Genomic DNA, 20,464 nt, shown 5'->3' with positions numbered 1-20,464 from the left:
CTTCAAAATTATTTTCAAAATTATTTAAAAACTTTTTGAATTATCGTGTTCTTGATTCCTTTGGATTCAAGGTCTTTTTGGAGCTTCACAGCATCCTCCAGAGTGAACACTTTGCCATACGTATAGTAGAAAACACCGTTCTCTTTATTTCTCTCTACATCCTTCAGTGTCTGTAAGATAAATGAGTTTCCGTTCAGCTTTTCACCGGTATAAACCTCGATAGTATAGTAGCCGGTAAGGAGCTTTTGGTTAGGCATAAATCCTACCGCATAAGCGTTCCTGAACCCTGCATCTTTGGCAGTCTTTAAATTGATATCTTTTACGGAAGCCATATTCGTTACCCCATAATAATACTTATACAATCCATTGTCTTTAAGAGGAAGAATATAGTTCAGTCCTTTTAAGGCAGGATCTCCATCGTTGTATTTGATAGGAGAGCTTAACAGTAAAATTCTGAAATCGTTTTTCAGAGGAGATTCTGCAGGTTTCTCCGGTTCCGGTTTTTTCACGGAAACAGATCCTCCTGTTTTTCGGTCGATGGCTTTTTTATAATCAATGATGGCATTGTAAATACTTTCCGCAATTTCAGTCTGTCCTTTATCAGACGCCAGATAGTGGCTTTCCTCAGGATGATTGATAAATCCGGTTTCTATCAGTACAGAAGGCATGGCATTCATACGCAGAACGTGAAGGTTTTTCTGAAAAACACCTCTTGAGAATCTTTTATCCTTATTCACAAAGTTACCTTCCACAAGTCCGCCAAGCAATAAGCTGGATTCCAGATATTTGTTCTGCTGGAGTTTCAGTGCAATCAGAGATTCCGGAGAGCTGGGATTGTAAGAACCGAAGGTCTGCTTATCTTTTTCATCAAGAAAGATCACATCATTTTCTCTTTTGGCTACTTCCAAATTTTCATCATTTTGGTTCGGTCCCTGTACATAAGTTTCTGTTCCGTATGCCGTAGGTCTTTGTGAAGAATTACAGTGGATGGATACGAAAAGATCTGCCTTACTTCTGTTCGCCAGATTGGTTCTGTCCGAAAGAGAAGGGTATTCATCAATTTTACGGGTATATATGACTTTGAAATCTCTGTTTTTTTCCAGCATGGCTCCCACTTTCAGTGTAACGGCAAGCGTAACGTCCTTTTCTGCTACTCTTCCAATGTCTGCATAGGACCTGTTTGCTCCGTGATCACTTCCCCCATGTCCGGCATCCAAAACAATCGTAAATTTCTTTTGCGAGAAAATTAAAGAGCTGGAAAGAATAAGAAGAAATGATAAAATTATTTTAAAATTTTGTTTGTGCATCTTACAGTTTTAAAAATTATATTAATTTTGAGCCTTAATTATATAGAAGAAAATTGGCCAAAACCGTCCTCAAAAATATATTACAAATTTTAATTATCCTAATTTTTAACAATTTTTTAGCACAGAAAACACCTGAAAAATTGCCTAAAAATGTGGTTAATGATACTATTTCCAAAAAGGATACCATTGTAGTAAAAAAAGAAGCTTTAGAAGATATTCTGCGTACAAAAGCAGATGATCAGCGAAGAGATGTCCCTAAGAAAATGACTTTCCTCAATAAAAATGCCCAGGTAAAATACCAGGACATGCAGATTGATGCAGACTATATTTCTATTGATGACAATAAAAACCTGATCTATGCCCGGGGTAAACAAGACTCTCTCGGAAAGATCATTGAACCTGTAATTACAACCCAGGCAGGGAAGAAATACGAAACGAACGAATTCAGCTATAATACGAAAACGAGGCAGGCTATTGCTTTTAATGCCAGAACGGAGGAGAACGAAGGGGTAATTACCGCTCAGAAAACCAAAAAATATAATGACTCCGTATTTGCCATGAGAAATGCAGATTATACAACGGATGAATATTATATCAAGAAAAAAGATACCGCTTCCGATTACTTTATGCGTGCTTCGAACATCAAGCTGATCAAAACTAAAAATAAATCTCAGATCGTTACAGGACCTATCCAGATGTACATCGAAAAGGTTCCGACTCCTCTGATTCTTCCGTTTGCCATCCTTCCATTTTCAGACAAAAGGGCTGCAGGTATCCTGATTCCAAGCTTCGGGGAAAGGGAAGATGTTGGGTTTTTCCTGAATGGACTAGGGTATTATCAGCCGATAGGAGAACATTTTGACCTTAAAGTACTGGCTGATATTTATACCAAAGGAAGCTGGAACGTAAGGCCGCAGATGAATTATCTCAAGAAGTACCGCTATTCGGGAACCTTTACTGCGGATATCGGAACAATGGTCCGTGGGATCAAAGGTCTTGATGATTACACCAAAAACAGTACATACAGAATTGCCTGGACTCATACACAGGATACGAAAGCGAATCCTTTTCTGAATTTCACGGCATCTGTGGATATTGTAAGTACGAAGTTTTACAACAACCCGCTGAACAACAATTATATTTTCAACCAAAACGTACTGAATACGCAGCAGAATTCAACCGTAACGCTTACCAAAAGATTTTTGAAACTTCCTGCTACCATTACGGCAACTACTTCATACGCTCAGAACTTTGCGACGGGACTTGCAGACCTGCGACTTCCTCAGATGAACGTAGCGATCAATCAGTTTTATCTTTTTAAATCCAAAACGGGAGTAAGACAGGGACTTCTTGAAAATATTACGGTGAATACAGGTTTCAACCTGACGAACTTTGTCAATACCCAGGAAAGCGAGCTTTTCACAAAAGCCATGTGGGATAAAATGCAGACGGGCCTTAAGAACAATATCGCTTTAGGGACCAATACTACGGTTGCTAAATATTTTACATTCAGTTTATCTGCGAATATTGACAATGCATTAACGACCAAAACTCTTAAAAAATATTATGATCCGGTAAAGAATGTGGATGTGGACGAAATTCAGAAGAATGTAGCGGGATATTCCACTTTCTCTTCATCTGCCAGTCTTCAGACAACACTTTACGGGATGCTGAAATTTAAAAAAGGAGCAGCTGTAGAAGCGGTAAGACATATGATGACCCCAAGTCTTAGTTTTACTTATTCACCGGATTTCTCCAGCCCGGGCTTTGGATACTACAGAAATTATTACAATGCAGAAGGAGCCCTTACGCCTTATTCAATATTTGAGAAAGGAATTGTGGGCAGCCCTTCAAGTGGAGTAGTGGGAGCACTTGGTTTTAATATTGGAAATAATATTGAAATGAAAGTGAAATCTAAAAGCGATTCTACAGGAGTGAAAAAGATCAAGATTTTTGAATCTCTTAACCTCTCCGGAAACTATAACTTTGCTGCAAAGACTCATCCGTGGTCTGTGTTCAGCATCAACGGACAGTCTTCATTCTTCAATAACAAGTTAAGTGTCAATACAAGTCTTTCACTGGATCCTTATAAAATTGTTTTTGCACCGGGTGCTACACAGGGAGTAAGAACGGAGCAGTTCGGACATTTCAGTGTGCAGGGCTTCAACGTACAGCTTTCTTATCCTTTGACCAGCGAGCTGTTTGGAGAAAAAACAGATTATGCTAAAAAATATCCTGCAAAAGGAGAAGTGAGAAACGAGAATTATTATTTTGATGATGATAACTATGCTCATTTCGATCAGGCATGGACATTAAACATTAATGCCAACTATGCTTACTCAAAGGGCTTGTCAGCACTCGGAACCAAAATTGCTTCCGTAGGCCTGGATGGAAGTATAAAGCTTACCCCATACTGGAATATCAACGGAAGTACCCATTTCGACCTTGTAACGAAAGATCTGGCGTATACGAGAATAGGTTTTTCAAGAGATCAGAGAAGTTTTACCATTAATTTTAACTGGGTGCCTTTCGGACAGTATAAAGTGTATGATTTCTTTATCGGGATCAAAGCCAATATATTAAGTGACGCGCTGAAGTATAAAGACAGAAGCTTTACACAGCCTAATTCACCTTTCTAATATCAAATTGACAATTGTAAATATAAATTTTATATTTGCAACCAAAATAAAATCTAATGAAAAATATAATCAACACAGTTAATGCACCTGCAGCTATCGGCCCATATTCACAAGCTAATATGGCGAACGGAATTTTATACATTTCCGGACAGATCCCTGTAGATCCTGCAACTGGTAAGCTGGTAGAGGGAATTGAGAAAGAAACTCATCAGGTGATGAAAAACCTTGAAGCTATTCTTACAGAAGCTGGGATGACTTTCAAAAATGTAGTAAAAGCTACCATTTTCCTAAAAAGTATGGATGATTTTGCAGTAATGAACGATATTTATGCTTCATATCTGGATGCAGACAGCTATCCGGCGCGTGAAACAGTACAGGTTTCATGCCTGCCAAAGAATGTTGATATTGAAATTTCTATGATTGCACATCAGGATTAATGAATTTTATAAGAAATACAATTGCGGTTCTTGTAGGTCTTGGTATAGCAGGGCTTATTATTACTCTTGGTATAAGGGTTTTTCCGCAATGGATCACTTTCGAAGCTTTTGCTCCTTTTGAGCATTGGCAGAGATTCCTTTACAGTATGAGAGGCGATAAAGCATTTTTCGGATTTCTGCTGTTTATTTCCGGGCTGGGAACAACGGTGGGAGGAGTTGCCACTGCTCTTATTGTGAAGTATGCGAAGGTAGCTTATGCTATTCTTATCGGTTTCATCATGCTGTTTATAGCCATGCTGGATGTTATTATATTTCCATATCATCCTACGTTTTATAAGATCTCTATTTTCCTCACCTTTTTCCCTTTTTCGTGGATCGGAGGTAAAATTGTAGAGATTATTTACGAACGGAACAAGAAAAAAAGGATTGCTGAGAAAATGAATAAATCAAAATAGCAAAACGCCGCAGAAATTTCTGCGGCGTTTTTATTAATATATAAAAGACTTATTGTTTGTAGTTTTTAAGGCATTTTGAATCCTTTGGTGTAGATTCTTCCGTAGTCATCCACAAACTTCACCTGTACATTCCCCTGGCATTTATCCAGGATTTTTTCTACATCTTTCTGTGAATTGACAGGCTTACCGTTGATTTCAATAATGATATAGTTATCTACGATTCCAATCTTCGCCATTTCGCTTCCTTCGGTTACATCTTTAGCCACTACACCACTGTTCAATCCATATTCTGTTTTGAATTTTTCAGTAAGCGGTTCGAATTCTGCCCCGATTTTTTCCGTGATGGTAAGATCGTCTTTGGTTCTTGTAGAAGTTCCTCCTTTCTGATCTTTAAGCGTTACCGTAGTGGTATTGTCCTTACCGTTTCTTGAATAAGTTACCTGAACTTTATCACCCGGACGTTTGCTTCCGATAGACATGGAAAGATCTGCGAAATCCGTAATGTCATAGCTGTCGATTTTAGTAATGATATCTCCTTTTTTAAGACCTGCATCTTCCGCGCCGCTCTTATCTCCGAATCCTGTTACATAAACTCCGGAACCGGATTTGATATTAGTCTTGAACTGCTTGTTGTATGCCGCTACCTGCTGATCGTTGGAAAGATCCAGTGAAGAAACGCCTAAGAATCCTCTCTGTACAATTCCGAATTTCTTGATATCTTCCACAATCTTTCTTGCTAAATTGGAAGGAACCGCAAATCCGTATCCCTGATAATATCCTGTTGTAGACTGAATCGCTGAGTTGATCCCGATAAGGTCTCCATTCACGTTTACCAGCGCTCCTCCTGAGTTTCCAGGGTTAATGGCCGCATCGGTCTGAATAAAGCTTTCAATAGGGTTGGTCGCTTTCCCCTGGCCTCCCAGAATACCGATTCCTCTGCCTTTAGCAGAAACGATTCCGGCAGTAACCGTGGAATTTAATCCAAGCGGGTTTCCTACCGCCAGTACCCATTGTCCCACTTCAATATTGTCTGAATTAGCAAAATTCAGGAAAGGAAGCCCTTTTTCTTCAATCTTCAGTAAAGAGATATCCGTGTTCGGGTCTGTTCCCACAAGGGTAGCAATGTATGATTTTTTGTTACTTAATACGACTTCAAGCTTATTGGCACCCGCCACAACGTGGTTGTTGGAGATGATGTATCCGTCCGGTGAAATGATGACACCTGAACCCATTCCCGACGGCATATTGTCCGGAGCCTGCTGCTGCTTCTGTCTCTGCTGGCCTCTTCCTCCGAAAGGATCTCCGAAGAAGAAATCAAACAGATCCTGTTCCGAAGCCCTGCTTGTAGATCTGCTTTGATAATTTTTGATGGTTACAACAGCCGGAACCGTAGTTTTGGATGCTTTCACGAAATCATCGCCTACCACTCCCGTATTCATACCTACAAATGAGGCATTTGGGGCTGCTGCGGTGAAGTAAGACTGATCACCATTGTTGGAATGCTGACCGAAGTATTGTAATGTCCCAACGGTAGTAGCTCCTGAGACAACTCCCACTACTGCAAATGGTAATAGTTTTTTTAAAGTACTCTTCATTGTATATCTTTCTTTTTTATTAATTAATTCTATCGTTTTTTGTTTAATCGTAAACAAATTTAATGCTAAATAAGTATGCAATTAGTATGCTATGTTTCAATTTTAACTAAAATTTAACGGCTATTATGTCATTTTATACATTATGTCATAATCCTGAATAAGGTATTAACGAAACTTAAAAAAAAATTAAAGGAAAAATGTGACATTTTGTAGACCCCGAAGCAATAAAAAAATAATGATTAAGATACGATAATTAATCTGAAAGTTCTTCATTCATCGGGGTTTTCCTGTTGACTATTTTCCTGCCAATCGGCAGTGTTAATGCTTGGTTCAGATCACTCAATTTAAAAATGCGTATATTTGCAGAAATATTTTTCTCACTTAAACCGTTTATAGCATGCAACTGTATAACACCTTAAGCGCAGAAGAAAGAGCTCAACTTATTGATGAAGCTGGTAAGGAACGTCTTACTTTGTCTTTCTATGCGTATGCCAAAATTGAAAATCCCCAAAAATTTCGCGACGAATTATTTATAGCCTGGAATGCACTGGATGCTTTAGGCCGTATTTATGTAGCACATGAAGGAATTAATGCTCAGATGAGTGTTCCTGCAGATCAGTTTGAGGCTTTTCGGGATACGCTGGAAGTGTATGACTTTATGAAGGGGATTCGCTTAAATGTAGCTGTTGATCAGGATGATTATTCCTTTTTGAAATTGACGATAAAGGTTAGACATAAAATTGTTGCCGACGGTCTGAATGATGATTCTTTCGATGTTACCAACAAAGGAATTCACTTAAAAGCCCAGGAATTCAATAATATGCTTGAAGATCCGAACACTATTGTGGTTGATTTTAGAAATCACTACGAAAGTGAAGTCGGTCATTTTGAAGGAGCCATCACTCCCGATGTAGAAAACTTCAGAGAAAGTTTACCTATCATTAATGAGCAGCTGCAGGATTTTAAAGAAGATAAAAACCTTTTGATGTACTGTACAGGTGGAATCCGTTGCGAAAAAGCCAGTGCTTATTTTAAACATCAGGGTTTTAAAAACGTTTTCCAGTTAGAAGGCGGAATTATAGAATATACCCGTCAGATCAAAGAAGAAGGGATAAAAAGTAAATTTATCGGAAAGAACTTTGTGTTTGATCACAGGCTGGGGGAAAGAATTACGGACGATATTATTTCACAGTGCCATCAGTGTGGAAAACCTTGTGATAATCATACCAACTGTTCCAACGATGCCTGCCATTTATTGTTTATTCAGTGTGATGAGTGTAAGGCAGTGATGGAAAATTGCTGTTCTACAGAATGTCTGGAAACAATACATTTACCCTTAGAAGAGCAGGTGAAATTAAGAAAAGGATTGCAGGTTGGAAATAAAGTGTTCAGAAAAGGAAAATCGGATGCTTTGAAATTCAAAAATTCAGGAGATCTGTCTGATAAACCTTTAGCAAAAGCAGCAACAAAAAATATCCGTCAGAAACTGGCCGTTAAAAAAGTTTTGGTTGGAAAGGCAGAACATTATTACTCAAAATCAAAGATTGCCCAGTTCTTAATTGAAAATAAAGAACTTTCAGTAGGAGACACAATATTGATTTCTGGCCCTACAACAGGTGAGCAGGAGCTTACCGTTACAGAAATTCATGTTAACGGAGGTCCTTGTGAAACGGCAAAAATCGGAGATCAGATTACTTTTGAACTTCCTTTCAGAGTTCGTTTATCGGATAAATTATATAAAATTATAGAGCCTTCTGAAAATGCATAACTCATTATGTTAAAAGCTGAGCTTAGAAAAAAATATATGCAAAAAAGAAAAGCCTTGTCAACTGATGAGGCTTTCCTGTTATCTGAAGAGATTCTGAAACGCTTTCTGAGCTATTTTAATCCGGAAGCAGGGCAGAAGATCCATATTTTTATTCCGATTGAAAAGCTGAACGAAATTAATACCGGAATCTTTATTGATGCTTTTTTAGCTGAAAATATCCGTGTTTTTGTTCCTAAAATTGTAGGAGATCAACTGATTTCTGTTGAAATAGATAGAGATACGGTTTATGAAACCAGCAGCTGGGGCATTTCGGAACCCATTTCAAATGCAGATTCCGGAATACACCATTTTGATTATGTCATTACACCTCTGCTTTACTGTGACCAGCAGGGAAACAGAGTAGGTTATGGAAAAGGCTTCTATGACGGCTTTTTCCAGAATATTTCCCCGGCGAGTAAAAAAATAGGTGTTAATTATTTCAGTCCCGATGAAAAAATTGATGATGTCTGGAAAAATGATATTCCTTTAGACTATCTCGTGACACCGGTAGAAATACTGTCTTTCTTTAACGGGGCAGAATAAAAATCTAAAAAGTAAAATTTAAATTCCTTTTTGATCATAGGAGTGGAGAGCAAAATATATTGCGCATTTTTCTCAAATGTTCCTAGGGATTTATTTTTTGCATCAAAATATTCCAGATTGAATTTCGCATAATCTAATGTATCTTTTTTATAGAATTCTTTATAGACATTCAGGCTGTTTACCTTTACCGATTTTACTTTCAGACTGTCCAGTTCACGGAATAATCTTTTAAAGGTTAGAGAGTCCGGTTTATGAAAATAGCTTTCCATTTGTGAATAGATAACGGTATCTATCTCTGTATTTCTGTTACCGGAAAGATAGAGCGTAGAAAGATCCAGAAGTTCCTGTACTTTCTGTTTGGTAATGGAATTAATGGCCTGCATGCTGTCCATCTGTACAGCAGGATAGCTTTTTACATTGGTGCTGTTTCTTAGTTTATCCAGGTCGCTTACTTCCGTCTTCTTATTATTGCAGGAAACAAATGCTAAAAAAAGTACGGTAAAAATTAAAAACTTATTTATTTTCTTCATCTGTGGATGCAATTTTAAATTTGATAGATACTATTTTTCCTTTATTGTCCTTTTTCATCTCTATTACACTTAGATTTTTAAGGGATGTAGTAGGAGTGGTCACCAGAGTGATGTATTTTTGCTTGTCTAGCCTTTCAATACCATAGGTTTTGTTGTCATAAACCTGGTAAATCACAGCACTGTTGCTGATCAGATTCTCCAGCTGGTTCCTTTTCTGTTTGATGAGCGCTATCTGTTCCTCAGGATTTCCACCTTTTACATCTTTAATGGAGAAATAATAGGCTGCCATTTTGTAATCATCAGGTTTAAGTTCAATCATTTCCTCATCAGGAGCATTTTCAAGGTTTCTGTTCACCTCCAGATACTCATAGAAAGGAGCGCTTATCTGCATTTTGATGTTTTTGTCTTTTGTGGAATAATAAAAACATTCGCCCGGTTTTATTTTATACAATAGCGGAGATTCGTTTTCTTTAATCACTCTTATTTCAAGGGTATTGATGACGGAAACACCACGGTCTTTATCGGTAAAGCAGTATTTATAGGTTTTTGAAAAGATTTCATCTTTAAACCCTAAAACTCCGGTTATGGCAATTAATATAGAAGTAACAATAGCCCAGGCATTCTTTTTAAAGAAATTTTTTCTTACCGCAGGAGGTTGTATTTCTGCTCGGGTTAATGATTCTTCTTTTTTGGTAACTGGTTGATTATCATTGTTTGATTTTTGTAAATCAGTGTTTTCTTGGGATTGATATTCGATTTTCTTCGCCGGAATTTCAGTTTTTGGAATTTCAGGAGCCTGAGAAACCGTTTTTTCCAGTTCTTCAATTTCTTCTTCTTCCAGTTCTTCATTTTCCAAGAGTAATTCTCCGGCAAAAAGATGCTGTTTCTTGAACTCGTACCATGAGTCGTATCCCGCATAAATACTCAATAAATTGAGCATGTCAATTCTTGGTAATTTGGTAACCGGTGAAGTTTTGAAATAGGTGTAAAAAGACTTTTCACTGATGTTGCCTTTCGCTTTTTTGCGAAGGTCTTCCTGAAAATATATGATATCTATCCCTTTCCATTTTGAAATATCATCATGGGAAGGGGTGGATCTTTTTAAATATTCTGCCTGAACATCTTTTTTGAGCTGTTCAAAATGCAATAGATCTAAATCTGTCAATTTTTATAAAATAATTAAATTGTTGATTATCAGCTTTGTTTATTTGTAAAACTATTTTACAAATGTATTACAATTATTTTTCATAAACAACTTTTGTATCTGCTCTACCTTTGTCTTGTTCAAATAACAGAACAGAAGAAAATTTATAAAAACAATATTAACAAAATTAAATTTAATTTATTATGAAAAAGTCATTATTCGTAGCTGCTATCGCTGCAATCTCTCTAGTTGCTTGTAAAAAAACTGAAACTACTTCTACTGAAGGAGCTACTGATTCTGCTGCTGCTAACGTAGCTGACTCTGCTGCTGTAGTTACTGATTCTGCTGCTAAAGTAATCGATTCTGCTGCAACTACTGCTGTTGACGCTACTAAAGATGCTGCTGCTGCTACAACTGCTGCTGGTGCTGAAGTTGCTAAAGATGCTGCTAAAGGAGCTGCTGATGCTGCTAAAGGTGCTGCTGACGCTGCTAAAGGTGCTGCTGCTGATGCTGCTAAAGAAGTTAAAGACGCTGCTAAGAAATAATTTTAGCTTAAGCTTAACAATAAAAGAACCGTTTCACCCAGTGAGACGGTTTTTTTATGTCTTTTATTCAACAGCAGAAGCAGACTTTCAGGATCTGCCGGCTTCCTTCACTATCCTTTCTTTTGTTTCAGAGATTCATAACAGGTAATAGCCACCGCATTACTTAAATTCAATGAATCAATACTGCCGGCCATTGGGATCAATGTATTTTTTCCCTTACCGATCCAGAAATCACTTAATCCCGAATGCTCTGTTCCGAACAATACGGCAGAACGCTGCGTAAAATCTCTCTTATACATATCTTCCGCCGTTTCATCCATAAGCGTGGTGTAGATATTGAACTGATTTTTTTCCAAAAATTCAAGAGTCTCTTCATTTCCCGCATCATAAACATCCATTCCGAATAAGCATCCCACACTGGAACGAATGACATTGGGATTGTAAAAATCAGCTTTTCCGTTGGCTACAATCAGGGCATCAATTCCAAAAGCTTCACAACTTCTCAGAATGGCACCGAGATTTCCCGGCTTTTCAACACCTTCCACAATAATAACCGTGGAATCTTCTTTTGGAACAAAGGAAGAAAGTGAACTTTCTTTGGTTTTATAAATTCCTATAATTCCTTCAGAGCTTCCTCTATAAGCTATTTTCTCATACACTTTTTCGCTCACATGATGAATTCTGCCTTCCGGAAGCTTTCCTTTAAAGATATTTTCACAGATAAAAAATTCAACAGGCTCAAAACCATACTGCAAAGCCCTTTCATTTTCCTGTTGTCCTTCTACTACAAAAACTTTTGATTTTTTACGAAACCTGTTGTCTGCCAGTAGTTTGGTGACATTTTTTATTTTATCGTTTTGAAAACTTTCTATCAACATGCTGCAAAATTATGCAAAAAATTGGGACTAAGACGGTTTAGTTTTGATGAAAAGGGTTTTCCCTGTGATCTGAAACGGAGTTTTATGCTTCTGTTTTCTATAAATAACCACTGTGATAACGAGTATAATAGATAAGATTTTGAATATATTTCCATACAGGTTACCGGATACATTTTCGGCGATATTAAAGATTTCCCAGTACAGATTCATAAAAACATGAAGGAAAATAGCCGGCCAAAGATTAAAATCCATCTCAAAATAGACCCACGAGAAGAATACCGATCCTAAAAAAGTAATAAGAAATATCTCCATAAGCTCTGTGGGATTACTGCTTTGGTACAAATGCATCTGTGCAAATAACAAAGATCCGAACAGAATAGAAGAAATAAAGCCCAATCCCGTAAATCTGAATAAGATCCCGATAAGAAATGCTCTGAAGATCACTTCCTCAAAGAAAGGAGAAGATATTGTATTGATGAATAAAGATTGAAAATTTACACTTTCTACCCTTTTAAAATACATAAAATAGCCGATAAGCATGGGAAGTGTTCCTATAAATGCCACGAATAATCCTTTTAGAATAGATTTATCCAGTGAAAATAACGAGAAGGTATTCTTCTTAGGAAATAAGATTTTCAATGTAATGATCAAAGGGATCAGGGTAATGGAGTAGGCTGCCGTATGGGCAAGTGCCTTACTTCCCGAAGTCTCTTTTATAAAAGTCTGGATACTTTTAAAACAGAAAAAATCAAAGAAATAATAGAGGGTAAATCCCAGAATAAAAATACTGAAGAAACGGATGTTTTTGCTCATTGCTTTTAAGTTTTGAACAAAATTGAAGCTTATCGTTAGCTATACCAAATTAAAGTGATGAATGGCAAACTAAAGTGACGGGCGGCAAAGAGAGGCTTATTTAAACTAAGTTCAGGATAAGAAAATTGAGATGTTGAAAGTTACGAGGTCCGGGATTCGGGTTTGAGAGTCGGAGGGTTTGAGAGTTTTGGAATACAAGTTTCGAGGTGCGGGATTGTAGAGTTTCACATTTCACTTGCGTAGCAAAATTGGCCTTTGGCTTTTCTAAATCTCAGCCTTAGCCTGGAGATCTGAAATGTCTTAGCCCGAACTCAGTTAATTTATGATTGTAGTTTCGGAATAATCGTGGAAATAAAACTTCGCGAAACCGGAATTTCAAAATCAATTTCAGGAAGTGAGAGCTTGTAGCCCTGTGCATTTCCCTTCAAGCTTTTCACCCTATTTAAATTGATGATGTAAGAACGATGGCATCTTTTTATAGAATCGGTCTGAACCTGTTCCAGCAGATGGGAAAGACTGGTTCTGATCATAAGTTTTTTCACCTGATCATACTCTGAAAAATAGATCAGACAATAATTTTCCATAGACTGGGCACAGATGAAATGATTTTCCTGAATCTCCAGTTTTGTGTTGTTTGCTGAGATGAATAGCTTTTGCTGGTCTTTATTTTCAGTGGAAACGGAATGATCTGCCAGATGCCGGGAAATCTGATCAGCTTCTTTTTCATGAATGGTCTTCAGATAAATATACCTTGACAAAATATAAATGCTGGAAATTGGGATACCTACTGCCAGGCAGTAAAGAAACATATAGAGATAATTCTCAAAACTTGCTGTAACATGGCTTATGAATAGAATGTTGTAAAAATAAGATACGATAGATGAGGAAAAAAGAATAGCTGTAATTTTCAGCAGCTCAGATCCGATATTCCACTCTTTAAAATGAATGGTGCTGCAGCCTGCCAGAAAAAAAGCACCTCCGAAAATAATTGAATAAGGGAAAAGAAGGAGATATTTATAAGGATGATGAAAGTTCTCTGTTCCGAAAGGTTGGAAAACGATCAGAAATAGATAAATTGAAATCCCGGCAATAACCGATGAAAACAGAATCTCTTTAAAAGATTCGGATTTTGGATAAGAATAGGCGGCAAAGGAAAACATGGTAAACGGTTTTTTTAAACTGCCGGGCTTTTCTGTTCAGATCTCATAAGAAGCAGGCTGCCTATAAACATGGTGAGGCAGCTTACCACCCAAAGATAATACCCGATTCCGTATGAAGAAATAGGGTAATTATGATTAGATCCGGATTCATAAACGGTTATTTCTGTTTCCGTAAGATAGTACACGGCAGCTCCTACGGAAATCAATCCTAGAAAGGCCGCAATCTTAGGCTTTTTGACCAAAAGAAAAATCCAGGAAAAAATCAAAACAGGATTGGCCAGCCAGGAAATTCCGTTTCCGTACAGATCCATCCATCCCATTAAAAAACAGGTAAAACCATATATCTCACTGGCCTTTTGTCTGAAAACAGCAGGCAAAGCTAAAGCCGCTATAAAGAAAACAATGCTTACAATTAAAATAATATGGTTTTTTTTCATGCGTTTAATTTTCTGTTTCTAAAAAGCTGCTGTTGTCAATAAGACTTTGCGGCAGGTCTTTTTTATTTTTAATTCCCAGGGATTTCAGTTTCTGGGTTTGTATCACGAGATTGTCATTTCCGGTGGAAAGCTGTTTGTAAGCATCATTGTAAACATTTTTAGCCTGATCCAGATTTTTTCCCACTTTTTCAAGGTTTTCCACAAAGCCTACAAACTTATCATACAGTTTTGCACCGCGGTCAGCAATTTCCATGGAATTTCTGTTCTGGTATTCACGTTTCCAGAGATCAGCGATCAATTTCAGGGAAGTGATGAGATTGCTTGGGTTCAGAAGTAAAATCCTTCTTTCATACGCATAGTTCCATAGGTTTTGATCGGCCTGCATAGCGGCAATATAAGCAGGTTCACTAGGGATAAACATCATTACGAAATCCAGTGACTTTCCATAGTCATCATAAGCTTTCTGGCTCAGTTGTAAGATGTGGTTTTTTATAGATCCTAAATGCTGATTAAGCTTCATGGCGTATACGTCCTGATCAGCTTCATCTACCAGTTCGGTAAAAGCAGTAAGAGATACTTTGGAATCAATAATTACATTTCTTTCATCCGGATATTTTACCACGGCATCAGGGCGCATTTTTTTACCGGAAAATTCTGAGAAAAGGGCTTTGTTGTCTTCATCGCGGAGTTCATGTTCAAGGAAATATTCCCTGCCTTTTACAAGCCCGGATTTTTCAAGAATACTTTCAAGGATCATTTCACCCCAATTTCCCTGGGTCTTGCTTTCCCCTTTCAATGCTCTCGTAAGTTTTTTTGCGTCTTCAGAGATCTGCTGATTCAGTTCTGCGAGTTCTTTTACTTTTTCAGCCAGCGAAAAACGTTCTTTATTTTCCTTTTCATACGCTTCATTAACTCTGTTTTTCAGATCCGCGATTTTTTCCTGAAAAGGCTCCAGGATCGTTTTTAAATTATTCTGGTTTAAGGTGGTGAATTTCTCCGTTTTTTCTTCTAAAATTTTATTGGCCAGGTTTTCAAACTGAAGCTTAGATTCTTCCTGTATCTTTATAATTTCTTCCTTCTGAGTATCTATAGACTGCTGAAGGCCATCATTCTTGGCAGAAAGTTCGGAGTTTTTAGCAAAAATATGCTGCTTTTCAGAAATCAGGGATTCAATCTGAGAAGTCTGTTTTGCATTGAGCTGTTTCTGCTCTGAGAACTGAGTGTTCAGAGAAGCGTGTTCAGCGGAAATTTTTGCGTATTCATTTTTCAGATCATTCAAAAGATCGGTTTGTTGCTGATTCTGTTCTTTTTCTCTGTTGATATTTTGGGTAAGTTCCTGAACCTTCAGATTCAGGTTTTCCAGATCCGAGTGGTTCCTGATATGCAGATTGTTCAGTTCATCATAAGAACTTCTTGAAACCGTTGATGATTTTAAAGCAAAATACAAAATAACGGCCCCCAGAATTCCGCCGGCAATCAATCCAATAATTAAATATGTCATCTCCATGTTTCAAAATTATGAAAAAAGGCTGTAAAAACTATACGGAAAACTGTATTCTTTCATGAAGCAAAAGACTCTTTTTTAAAGGAACTTGATGCTGTGAAAATTGGTTTTTGTAAAATTATTTTTAATGGCGGGTTCAATAAAAATGGGCATGAATGCATTCATTAATTTAATCTGAAACATTTTTAGAATATAGTAATGTTTATCCGTGTTTTTAAATGATTTTTTTATTTGATAGTATTTTTAAATGTTTAATTTATTTGCTATTTTTGATAAATCATAGTATTGTGATAAAATTAAAACTAATTTAAACATGAAAAAAACATTGAAAAAGCTTACAAGAACTGAGCTTAAAGAACTTCAAGGAGGTAAAATTATTGATGGAGGTGGTCAACCACCGGCACAAATAGCCTGCTACTGTAACGGAGTATTATTCGGATACAGAGCGACTGTTTTGGAGTGCGTGTTGATGTGCCCTTAAAACTCAGTTTTTAACTATAAAAAGAGATCTTTGCCTGTGCAGAGATCTTTTTTGTTTTAATGACAGCAAGAGGAAGTAGGCTGAATCTAAACCGTTTTTGTCGATTCAAGGATTTCAATATTTTTTACAATATTGGTGCTTTCATATTTTTTAAACTCTTTGGTGAGTGCAGGTGTGAGAATTTTTGGATTTAATATCTGGGATGCCACTTTTGCTGCCGCATAATCTACTATATTAATAACGGATTCTCTTAAAAAGTTAGGGGTATTTGAGGCAATCACTGCCGTGGCCCAGGAGGTTTCCCTTGCTTTTGAAATGGCGAAATCCAGAATGGCATTGTCTTTTCCATTAGATATTTTGTCGATAAGATCTACCGGATAGCAGATTGTACTCAGAGAATTTTGAACCTGCTGGTTGATGGAAGCAATAACGGTATTGATGTTTTCAAAATCTTTTTTCAACGGATTGATCTTACGGTAAGGCATTACAGAAGCAGCGGAAATACCCAAATCCAGATTGATGTGTGCATTCATTCCTAAGAAAATATGCTGTAAAATCAGAAGATTTTTGTTTTTTGCGGCTTCAAAAGCGGTGTACCATGACTGGGTGCACTTTTTTCCTTTACTGTAGTTTTCCCATGCTTCAAGATATCTTTGGGCAAAAGCAATATCCAACTGGATCATTCTTGGATTGTCATCAAATTTTTTCTGTTGGATGCCTTTCAGGACCTGAGCGGTCATAATGCGGTAAGTACATGCAAAATACCCCGCGGGGCTTTGATTTTCTTTACACAGGATAATGATCTCGTCCAGTTTTTTCAGAACTTCTTCAATGGTTTTCATGGCGGTTTTTGTTTATTTAAAGATAATAAAAAAACCTGTGATCATTGGTGTATTGGTTTGAAAACGAGTAGAGTCATCTTTTTAATAATGAAAAAGTGAGCCGGAAAGCTCACTTTATTTTTGTTAATCTGATTATGGAGTGAAGATCACCGGATCTGGAAAAGGTTCAAGAACCAATGGTTTGCACATTGCTGCTGCTACACATCCTCCGCCCATGCATATGAAATTAGTCATCGTTGTGGAGCCGTCAGGACACCTGATCATCGCTTCTCCCGGACATCCTCCGGGACATGGTGCCGGATATAAATACCCGCCAAATACCTCTTTCAGCTCTGTTCTTGAAAGTTTTGATAGATTCATTTTTTTCATGGAATTAATTTTTGATGGTTTTAGTTTGTATATTTCTGAAAATGAGTTACTAATATATTAAAAAATAAATCACCATGATGTTACATAATGATTTGTTTTTTTATTTGTATTAATGGTAAGAGTGTAATTCTGGTAAATCTGGAATTAATATGTACTGTTTATTCCGCCTTTTCAAGTTCAAGGACCGTTTTTGTCCCATCAATATTTTTGTATTCGAGTTTTATAAATCCATAGATGGGACTGAAATAGGAGATGAGTCCCGTTTCTCCTATTCTGCTTGTGGCTTTTGCAGTTACAACATAGCAATCCAGATTTCCTAATTTTGTTGGTATATTTTTTCTGTCTGTAATTTCATACTCGTAGCTGTTTTCTATTCCCCCTGTCCATTCCTTCCATCTTTTATCTGACCAGCCGTCTCCGATTTCCAGTTTCCACTTCCATTTGTTGCCTGTTTTATAGGGAGCTTTAATATAAGGAAAAGGGTTTATCTCTAAAATCTCAAAAAAATTGCTGCGTGGCGGGTGGATCCAAAGATTCATTTCATTTTCTATCACGCCTGTGGTTTCCGTATTTAGCGCAAGGCTATTGCCCATTACATACTCATATGAGATACCGGTTTGGTTATAGTCAGGAAGGTGATGTTTGAATATGTTGCCAGTAACGGGTTTTAAAATTATATTTTTTACTGTCTCGTCTGTAGGGTTATCTATTGGGATGAACTTCCAATCATGTATATAATAATCCTGCTGTTTTATGGGTTCACCTTTTCCAACTAAAATTTTTTTTCCCTCCTGGTTTTCATAATAATAGGAGTAAATAAAACGTCTCCCAATTTTATAAATCTTGTTATCCTTATTATAATTATCATCATACGAAAGTGTTTTATTCAACTTTTCAACAGTAATTCCGTCATCGTCTATGATAAAATTTTTTTCAGTCTTTTGGGAAAAAAATGAAATAGGAATTAATAGAAATAAAGTCATAGTTTGTGTTTTCATAGTGCATCATTTTTGGAAATACATAATCGTTGAATTCAAATCTGATATGAGTTTCATACAAAATATCCTGTCGGGCTTTGGTTTTCCTTGCGCCAAATAATGATTTCGTCCAGCTTTTTCAGAACTTCCTGTATTGTTTTCATACGATTTTAGTTTTACTTAAATATATTAAATTAATGTACAGAATAATAAAAAGCGGCAGTACAATACCGCCGCTTCATGATGTAATAGAATTTTAAGTTGATTATTTTTTGATAGCTTTCAGCGTTTTAATGCTTCCGTCTTCCATATGAAGAGAGATTAGATAAAGACCTGAATTCAAGTCAGAAAGATTAATTTCATTGCTTGCTTTCAGTGTTTTTACCTGACGGCCTGAAATATCGGTTACAACAATAGTCTGTACATTTTTGATATCAGAGATCTTCAGGATATCTTTGAATGGATTAGGATAAACAGTGATGTCTGCTTTGTTATCTGCATTTACATCAGACGTAGCTAATACATTTTTCTGTACAATAATCATATAATCTTCAGCCTGCCCTTCATTAAGATCTGTACAAGGGTTTGATAATTCTGCTCTTACACTGGTGGTTGAACTATTGAACTGGTATTTTACTCTCATTCTCGTATTTCCTAAAGCTGCAGTAGCCGGAACCACGATATTCTTATTGGCAGTCACTGTAGCGCCTGTACCTCCTGCAAAATCAGAAGTCACGAAATAAGCTTCCCCTGCATCTGTAAAGCTTCCGTTCTGATTCCAGTCTATGAAAACAGTAAATCCGAATCGGTTAGTTCCTAAACCTGTTCCTGAAAGTGTTATAGGATGTGACGTTCCTCTTGTAAGAGTTGCTATTTTGTTGGTAAAGTTTTCGTGTCCATCACCGGTATTGGCAGTTGCACTGGAAGCATTGGTCATATCGCTCAATACAACATTTGAAATAGGGTACACTGCTGATTTAGCAACAAGTGGTCCGCAATAAGGGGTGAAAGGATTGCTTCCTGTAGTGAAGGAAATTTCCGTACATCCTGTTGCATCACCTATCGCATTGGATGGAGTAATTGATGCATAAAGCAGTGTATTTTGAGGGAAAGCACTTGTAGATGGTGGCGTAAATGAAGTACCGAATGTGGTTCCGGTATATACATTGGAAGCTCCCGGAGTGGTTCCCACTTTTATTTTATAAAGTTCTGCGCCTGCTGCTGCTGCCCAGGTCATTGGCGGACGTACCGGAACTCCTGTGGCGGCGTTTGCCGGACTGGTTAGTGCAGTACAGGCAGGAGCTGCTACCACTTCCTGTTTGATTTTAACATTATCTATAAAACTGTAAAAGTCATAGGTAGTTCCTGTTGTTCCTAACGTCTGAATACGAAGCATAAAATTTCCGTTGACATTCGCACTTTCAGGAATTGTACCCGCAAATGTGGCACAGGTTTGTGCAGCTGATGTTAAAGTAACCGGAGAGCCAACAGTTGTATAAGTGGCTCCTGAGTCTGTAGAATAGGCTGCGGTAATGGTTCCGCCTATGCTGCTTGTTCCATCATAAGGGGATGTACTGTATGAAAAAGAAATATCTATTTTTTTTCCATTGGCAGTTATGCTTGCCGGTTTTGTGTAGATCAGATTAATGGTTCTGTTGGCTGTACTCGATCCATAAGCTTCAGCACCTATGGCTACCGTACCGTCACATCCTGCAAGATACCCTCCGGCAGTACCTGTATACCCTCCGCTAATTACAAATCCAGGATAGGTTGGATTTTCAAAGCTTTCCGTAACTAAAATCTGTGCACTGCCCATTGTTGCGAGTGCCATGGAACTCAAAAGTAATAGTTTTTTCATAGAATTAATTTTCACCTAATATAATAATTTTTTACGTATTTATGAGTTAATATTGATTTTTTATTTCATAATAATGTTTTTGTGGTATTTAATTTGTTAATTGTGTATTTTTAGACTAAATGTTCCATATTTTGTGGGATTTA

The 20,464-nt window shown here is 37.2% G+C and carries 20 protein-coding genes; 7 read left to right on the top strand and 13 right to left on the bottom strand.

Annotated features, from left to right (window positions below):
* Positions 1-20: 20 nt before the first annotated feature.
* Entirely contained in the window at positions 21-1,307 is a 1,287-nt protein-coding gene (locus ACM46_RS01230) for an N-acetylmuramoyl-L-alanine amidase family protein (protein WP_048504806.1), read from the bottom strand.
* Positions 1,308-1,360: 53 nt separating this feature from the next.
* On the opposite strand from ACM46_RS01230, the gene ACM46_RS01225 reads away from it, so the two are divergent.
* From ACM46_RS01225 to ACM46_RS01215, 3 genes are read left to right on the top strand one after another with little or no spacing between them, the layout of a single operon-like run.
* Positions 1,361-3,946 carry a putative LPS assembly protein LptD gene (locus ACM46_RS01225; protein WP_048504805.1) on the top strand — a complete coding sequence of 862 codons (2,586 nt, stop codon included), beginning with the start codon at positions 1,361-1,363 and terminating at the stop codon, positions 3,944-3,946.
* A gap of 56 nt (positions 3,947-4,002) precedes the next feature.
* Positions 4,003-4,383, top strand: coding sequence for a RidA family protein (locus tag ACM46_RS01220; protein ID WP_048504804.1), 381 nt, complete (start codon positions 4,003-4,005; stop codon positions 4,381-4,383).
* Complete coding sequence (locus ACM46_RS01215) at positions 4,383-4,838, top strand: hypothetical protein (RefSeq protein WP_048504803.1); 456 nt, start codon at positions 4,383-4,385, stop codon at positions 4,836-4,838. The genes ACM46_RS01220 and ACM46_RS01215 overlap by 1 nt, the downstream gene beginning before the upstream one ends.
* Before the next feature lie 65 nt (positions 4,839-4,903).
* Here ACM46_RS01215 and ACM46_RS01210 read toward each other — a convergent pair whose 3' ends face one another.
* Positions 4,904-6,433, bottom strand: coding sequence for a trypsin-like peptidase domain-containing protein (locus tag ACM46_RS01210; RefSeq protein WP_048505546.1), 1,530 nt, complete (start codon positions 6,431-6,433; stop codon positions 4,904-4,906).
* A 397-nt stretch (positions 6,434-6,830) separates the two neighbouring features.
* On the opposite strand from ACM46_RS01210, the gene trhO reads away from it, so the two are divergent.
* Together trhO and ACM46_RS01200 are read left to right on the top strand one after the other, a co-directional pair.
* Positions 6,831-8,201, top strand: a complete 1,371-nt coding sequence (trhO, locus tag ACM46_RS01205) for an oxygen-dependent tRNA uridine(34) hydroxylase TrhO (RefSeq protein ID WP_048504802.1) — start codon at positions 6,831-6,833, stop codon at positions 8,199-8,201.
* A 6-nt stretch (positions 8,202-8,207) separates the two neighbouring features.
* Positions 8,208-8,783 carry a 5-formyltetrahydrofolate cyclo-ligase gene (locus ACM46_RS01200; RefSeq protein WP_048504801.1) on the top strand — a complete coding sequence of 192 codons (576 nt, stop codon included), beginning with the start codon at positions 8,208-8,210 and terminating at the stop codon, positions 8,781-8,783.
* Here ACM46_RS01200 and ACM46_RS01195 read toward each other — a convergent pair.
* Together ACM46_RS01195 and ACM46_RS01190 are read right to left on the bottom strand one after the other, a co-directional pair.
* The gene (locus tag ACM46_RS01195; protein WP_048504800.1) at positions 8,732-9,313 is read right to left on the bottom strand and encodes a hypothetical protein; all 582 of its coding nucleotides are present in this window, start codon (positions 9,311-9,313) and stop codon (positions 8,732-8,734) included. The two genes, ACM46_RS01200 and ACM46_RS01195, sit on opposite strands and share 52 nt — an antisense overlap.
* Positions 9,297-10,478: a hypothetical protein gene (locus tag ACM46_RS01190; protein WP_048504799.1), complete on the bottom strand. Its 1,182-nt coding sequence runs from the start codon at positions 10,476-10,478 to the stop codon at positions 9,297-9,299. The genes ACM46_RS01195 and ACM46_RS01190 overlap by 17 nt, the downstream gene beginning before the upstream one ends.
* A 182-nt stretch (positions 10,479-10,660) precedes the next feature.
* Between ACM46_RS01190 and ACM46_RS01185 the strand changes: the two genes are divergently transcribed.
* Complete coding sequence (locus tag ACM46_RS01185) at positions 10,661-11,002, top strand: hypothetical protein (RefSeq protein ID WP_048504798.1); 342 nt, start codon at positions 10,661-10,663, stop codon at positions 11,000-11,002.
* A 110-nt stretch (positions 11,003-11,112) separates the two neighbouring features.
* Here ACM46_RS01185 and ACM46_RS01180 read toward each other — a convergent pair whose 3' ends face one another.
* The 5 genes from ACM46_RS01180 to ACM46_RS01160 form a co-directional block, all read right to left on the bottom strand.
* Positions 11,113-11,880 carry a TrmH family RNA methyltransferase gene (locus tag ACM46_RS01180; RefSeq protein ID WP_048504797.1) on the bottom strand — a complete coding sequence of 256 codons (768 nt, stop codon included), beginning with the start codon at positions 11,878-11,880 and terminating at the stop codon, positions 11,113-11,115.
* Positions 11,881-11,907: 27 nt separating this feature from the next.
* The gene (locus ACM46_RS01175; RefSeq protein WP_048504796.1) at positions 11,908-12,693 is read right to left on the bottom strand and encodes a CPBP family intramembrane glutamic endopeptidase; all 786 of its coding nucleotides are present in this window, start codon (positions 12,691-12,693) and stop codon (positions 11,908-11,910) included.
* 320 nt (positions 12,694-13,013) lie between these two features.
* The gene (locus tag ACM46_RS01170) at positions 13,014-13,853 is read right to left on the bottom strand and encodes a LytR/AlgR family response regulator transcription factor (RefSeq protein WP_048504795.1); all 840 of its coding nucleotides are present in this window, start codon (positions 13,851-13,853) and stop codon (positions 13,014-13,016) included.
* Between the two features lie 14 nt (positions 13,854-13,867).
* Positions 13,868-14,290: a hypothetical protein gene (locus ACM46_RS01165; protein ID WP_048504794.1), complete on the bottom strand. Its 423-nt coding sequence runs from the start codon at positions 14,288-14,290 to the stop codon at positions 13,868-13,870.
* Between the two features lie 4 nt (positions 14,291-14,294).
* Positions 14,295-15,791: a DNA recombination protein RmuC gene (locus ACM46_RS01160; RefSeq protein ID WP_048505545.1), complete on the bottom strand. Its 1,497-nt coding sequence runs from the start codon at positions 15,789-15,791 to the stop codon at positions 14,295-14,297.
* A 316-nt stretch (positions 15,792-16,107) separates the two neighbouring features.
* On the opposite strand from ACM46_RS01160, the gene ACM46_RS23245 reads away from it, so the two are divergent.
* The gene (locus ACM46_RS23245; protein WP_157859411.1) at positions 16,108-16,275 is read left to right on the top strand and encodes a bacteriocin-like protein; all 168 of its coding nucleotides are present in this window, start codon (positions 16,108-16,110) and stop codon (positions 16,273-16,275) included.
* An 86-nt stretch (positions 16,276-16,361) separates the two neighbouring features.
* Here the strand turns inward: ACM46_RS23245 and ACM46_RS01155 are convergent, their stop codons facing one another.
* The 4 genes from ACM46_RS01155 to ACM46_RS01140 form a co-directional block, all read right to left on the bottom strand.
* Entirely contained in the window at positions 16,362-17,117 is a 756-nt protein-coding gene (locus ACM46_RS01155) for a DUF5995 family protein (protein WP_048504793.1), read from the bottom strand.
* 132 nt (positions 17,118-17,249) lie between these two features.
* Positions 17,250-17,486, bottom strand: a complete 237-nt coding sequence (locus tag ACM46_RS23170; protein ID WP_131707524.1) for a hypothetical protein — start codon at positions 17,484-17,486, stop codon at positions 17,250-17,252.
* A gap of 158 nt (positions 17,487-17,644) precedes the next feature.
* Positions 17,645-18,484, bottom strand: a complete 840-nt coding sequence (locus tag ACM46_RS01145; protein WP_131707523.1) for a hypothetical protein — start codon at positions 18,482-18,484, stop codon at positions 17,645-17,647.
* A 244-nt stretch (positions 18,485-18,728) separates the two neighbouring features.
* Complete coding sequence (locus tag ACM46_RS01140; protein WP_083997305.1) at positions 18,729-20,321, bottom strand: GEVED domain-containing protein; 1,593 nt, start codon at positions 20,319-20,321, stop codon at positions 18,729-18,731.
* Positions 20,322-20,464: the final 143 nt, after the last annotated feature.

The organism is Chryseobacterium angstadtii (assembly GCF_001045465.1).
Classification (GTDB): Bacteria; Bacteroidota; Bacteroidia; order Flavobacteriales; family Weeksellaceae; genus Chryseobacterium; species Chryseobacterium angstadtii.
Note: the sequence above shows the minus strand (reverse complement) of the source record. Positions and strands in the feature narration are given on the sequence as shown.